The sequence below is a fragment of the Pseudomonas sp. 21 genome, from assembly GCF_000955805.1.
Taxonomy (GTDB): Bacteria; Pseudomonadota; Gammaproteobacteria; order Pseudomonadales; family Pseudomonadaceae; genus Pseudomonas.
Window position 1 is genome coordinate 411,501 of sequence record NZ_JYOA01000004.1, and the last position, 3,900, is coordinate 415,400.

Annotated in this window: 6 protein-coding genes; all 6 read left to right on the forward strand. The window is 68.6% G+C overall.

The features are described from left to right. Nucleotides 1-130 precede the first annotated feature (130 nt). The 6 genes from UB43_RS11525 to UB43_RS11550 all read left to right on the forward strand — a co-directional run bounded on the left by UB43_RS11525 (nucleotide 131) and on the right by UB43_RS11550 (nucleotide 3,875). Nucleotides 131-595: a hypothetical protein gene (locus UB43_RS11525; RefSeq protein ID WP_045210755.1), complete on the forward strand. Its 465-nt coding sequence runs from the start codon at nucleotides 131-133 to the stop codon at nucleotides 593-595. A 61-nt stretch (nucleotides 596-656) separates the two neighbouring features. Beyond that, a complete protein-coding gene (locus tag UB43_RS11530; RefSeq protein WP_045210757.1) occupies nucleotides 657-1,487 on the forward strand; it encodes an SDR family oxidoreductase in 831 nt (276 codons plus the stop codon). Continuing rightward, nucleotides 1,487-1,873, forward strand: coding sequence for a hypothetical protein (locus UB43_RS11535; RefSeq protein WP_045210760.1), 387 nt, complete (start codon nucleotides 1,487-1,489; stop codon nucleotides 1,871-1,873). Before UB43_RS11530 ends, UB43_RS11535 begins: the two co-directional genes overlap by 1 nt. Nucleotides 1,874-1,958: 85 nt before the next feature. Then, nucleotides 1,959-2,630 carry a dual specificity protein phosphatase family protein gene (locus UB43_RS11540; protein ID WP_045210762.1) on the forward strand — a complete coding sequence of 224 codons (672 nt, stop codon included), beginning with the start codon at nucleotides 1,959-1,961 and terminating at the stop codon, nucleotides 2,628-2,630. A gap of 74 nt (nucleotides 2,631-2,704) precedes the next feature. After that, nucleotides 2,705-3,592 carry a TIGR01459 family HAD-type hydrolase gene (locus tag UB43_RS11545; RefSeq protein ID WP_045210764.1) on the forward strand — a complete coding sequence of 296 codons (888 nt, stop codon included), beginning with the start codon at nucleotides 2,705-2,707 and terminating at the stop codon, nucleotides 3,590-3,592. Nucleotides 3,593-3,623: 31 nt separating this feature from the next. Further along, nucleotides 3,624-3,875, forward strand: a complete 252-nt coding sequence (locus UB43_RS11550; RefSeq protein WP_045210766.1) for a hypothetical protein — start codon at nucleotides 3,624-3,626, stop codon at nucleotides 3,873-3,875. The last annotated feature ends 25 nt before the right edge of the window (nucleotides 3,876-3,900 follow it).

Consider the following 3,900-nt stretch of genomic DNA (forward strand, 5'->3'; position numbering starts at 1 on the left):
GGCATGGCCCGCTCCTACCGGTAAGTGTCGGTGTTGAACAGAATCGCGAGCTCGCTCCTGCATGGAGCAGGATCAACCACCGCCGCCAAGCTCCTGCTAAGGTATCCACACATCCCCCACGGAGCGCTCCATGCTGTACGGCATCCTGCTGATCGTCACCTGGATCATCCTGCTGATCCGCTACCCCTCCCGCGCCCTGCCGATCTCCGGCGCCGGGCTGGTCGGGCTGGCCTCGGTGATCGCCATCGCCATCTGGCAGGACAACAGCGACGCCCGCCAACTGCAGCACCTGGAACTGCGCATCGCCTACCAGCCCGAGCAGTGCCCTGCCGACCGCCCCCTGGCCGTCAGCCTGAAGAACGGCGCCTCCCGCCCGCTGCTGGAACTGCGCTGGAAAGTCGCCGCCTACCGCCCCGGCGACACCACCGACCTCGCCGAAAACCTCTACGAAGCCCCGCGCTACCGTGGCCCCGGCGCCCTGCTCGCCGGCGACAGCTGGAGCGACTGCCTGCCGCTGCCGCCGCTGCGCCCCGGCTACCGCGCCAGCACCCTGGAGTTCCGCGCCGAGCGGGTGGCCGGCCGCTTCGGCAACTGATTCACCTGCCCCGCACAATCCGGTACGGTAGTCCCGCCCACAGCCCAAGGACTGCCAGACCATGCCCCAGCCCGTCGCCCTCATCACCGGTTGCTCCAGCGGTATCGGCCGCGCCCTTGCCGATGCCTTCCAGACCGCCGGGTACCAGGTCTGGGCCACCGCCCGCCGCGATGAAGACGTCGCCGCCCTCGGCCAGGCGGGCTTTCGTGGCGTGCTGCTGGACGTCAACGACGAGCCTGCCGTCGAACGCCTCGCCGAACTGCTGCAGCGCGAGGCCGGCGGCCTGGACGTGTTGATCAACAACGCCGGCTACGGCGCCATGGGCCCGTTGCTGGACGGCGGCAGCCAGGCGATCCGCCGGCAGTTCGAGACCAACGTGTTCGCCGTGGTTGGCGTCACCCGCGCGCTGTTCCCCGCCCTGCGCGCCCGGCGGGGGCTGGTGGTGAACATCGGCAGCGTGTCCGGCGTGCTGGTTACGCCCTTCGCCGGCGCGTACTGCGCATCGAAAGCCGCCGTGCATGCCCTGAACGACGCACTGCGCCTGGAGCTCGCACCCTTCGGTATCGACGTGATGGAAGTGCAGCCCGGCGCCATTGCCTCCAATTTCGGCGCCAACGCCAGCCGCGAGATGGCCGCGGTGGTCAGCGAGGACTCCGCCTGGTGGCCGCTGCGCCAATTCATCCAGGCGCGCGCCGCCGCCTCCCAGGACAAACCCACGCCCGCCAGCGACTTCGCCCGCGAGCTGCTGGCCGCCGCGCAGAAGTCCCCACGCCCGCGCCTGCTGCGCATCGGCAACGGCAGCCGGGCCCTGCCGCTGCTCTCGCGCTGGCTGCCCACCGGCCTGCTGGACAAGGTGCTGAAGAAGCGCTTCGGCCTCGACGGGCAACTCTGATGACTTACCGGGTCCGCTACCTCGCCCTCGCCGGCCTCCTCGCCGCCTTTTTCCTCAACGTGGTGGCGCGCGGGCTGCTGCGGGTGGGAGGTGTGCCGGCGACCTTGCTGGTGGCGGCGCTGATCGCCGCGGCCATGGCCTTCTGGTTCGCCCGCCGGCACAAGCGCCTGGCGGAAACCGGCGAGCGCTGGCGGCTGACGGCGCTGTACGGCGGCGGCCTGGCCATCCTCTACGCGATCCTGGTCGGCATGGCGGCGTGGAAGAACACCCCGAGCCCGGCGGCGCTGCTGATCTACGCGCTGAACTACCTGTGCTATCCGCTGTGCGTCTGGTGGTTCTTCCGCCCCGGCGTGCTGGTGCGCTTCATGCCGGCCGACAGGCGCTGAGCAGACTTCACGCTTTCTTCACCTGCATTTCATCCGGGCACAACCGGCCTCCCCCTAAGGTGACGCGGACCTTAGAGGAGTCCCCATGTCCCTGCCTTCGATTCTCCGTGGCGCCATCGCCGCTGCCCTGCTGAGCACTGCACTGCAGAGCATCAGCCCTCTCGCCCTGGCCGCTGGCGAGATGCCGGCCGACTGGGCCAGGCCGGTGGACAAGTCGTTCAACCTCTACCAGATGTCACCGACCCTCTACCGCAGCGCCCTGCCCGGCAGCGCCGACCTGCCCGAGTTGCAGCGCCTGCAGGTGAAGACCGTGGTCAGCTTCATCAAGGACGACGACCGCGAATGGATCGGCCAGCACGACATCGAGGCCGTGAGCTTCCCGACCCACGCCGACCGCGTCGATGACGCCGACGTGCTGAAAGTCCTGCGTATCCTGCAACAGGCCGAACAGAACGGCCCGGTGCTGATGCACTGCAAGCACGGGCGTGACCGCACGGGCCTGTTCGCCGCCATGTACCGCACGGTGATCCAGGGCTGGAGCAAGGAAGACGCGCTCAAGGAAATGACCCAGGGCGGCTTCGGCACCGAAGACGACATGACCGACGCCATCGCCTATGTCCAGAAGGCCGACATCGGCCAGTTGCAGCAGGCCCTGGCCAGTGGCGAATGCAGCACCTCGGCCTTCGCCGGCTGCCAGCTCAAGGGCTGGCTGGCGGACACCTTCGGCGAGGAACGCCCGCCGCACCCGGCGCACTGATCGGCGTATCTGTCACACCATCATGGCGAGAGTGCGCTAACGTGGGCGCATTCCCACCGTTTCACAGGCAAGCCATGACCGCTTCCCGCTTCAGCGCCGTTACCCACACCCGCTACATCGACCACGCCGGCCTGGATACCTTCTGCGCCGACTACGACGGCTACCTGCTCGACCTCTGGGGCGTGCTGATCGACGGCGTCGACGTCTTCCCCGGCGCCCTCGACTGGCTCGCCCGCCGCGCCGCCGAAGGCAAGCCGGTGTGGTTCCTCAGCAACGCCTCGCGCAGCGTCCCGGAAATGTCTGACACCCTGGTGCGGCTGGGCGTCTCCCGCGAGCTGTTCGCCGGCATCACCACCTCTGGCCAGCTGGCCATCGACGCCTTTACCCATGAACGGGACTTCCAGCGCGGCGGCATCTACACCGTCGGCGTAGGCGATGCGTTGACCACCTGGCCGGCGGAGATCCGCGAGCGCTTCTGCGACGACATCCACGCGGCGTCGATGATCCTCGGCGTCGGCAGCTTCCCGCAGGATGAGCTGGAAGAGCGCTTCGCCCCGTTGCGCGGCGCCACCGACAAGCCCTTCCTCTGCGCCAACCCGGACCGTGTGGTGGTTTCCGGCGGCAAGACGGTATTCGGCGCCGGTCGCCTGGCCGAAGCCTTCGCCGAGGAAGGCGGCAGCGTCCATTGGTACGGCAAACCCGATCCGTCAGCCTTCCGCATTGCCCAGCGACAGCTGGAGGCGCGCGGCGCGAAGCACATCCTGTTCGTCGGCGACTCGCTGGTGACCGACGTCCCCGGCGCGCTGGCCGCGCGTATCGACACGCTCTGGCTAGCCGCCACCGGCATCCATCGCCAGGCCCTGGGCGTGCCGTTCAATGGCGAGCTCGACCCGGAAAAGACCAATGCGCTGCTCGATGGCTACCCAGTTCGTCCGCACTTTGCTGCACCGGGGCTGGTCTGACGTCAGGACACCGGCCTGAATCCGACTTGGCATGAACGAACTGATCGACCTGCTGCAATGGCCCGCCATGCTGGTCACCGTCCTCGCCGCCTGGCTGGTCGGCTCCCGCGACCGCAAGCGGCGCAAGGTGGGCTTCTGGGTATTCCTCGCCAGCAACGCGCTATGGATCGCCTGGGGCCTGCCGGCCCACGCTTACGCCCTTGTGCTGCTGCAGCTGTGCCTGGCGGCCATGAACATCCGCGGCAGCTACAAGAACCGCCAGGGCGAGCGCACCGAGAACTAAACGGCTCCCTGTAGGAGCGCGCCAT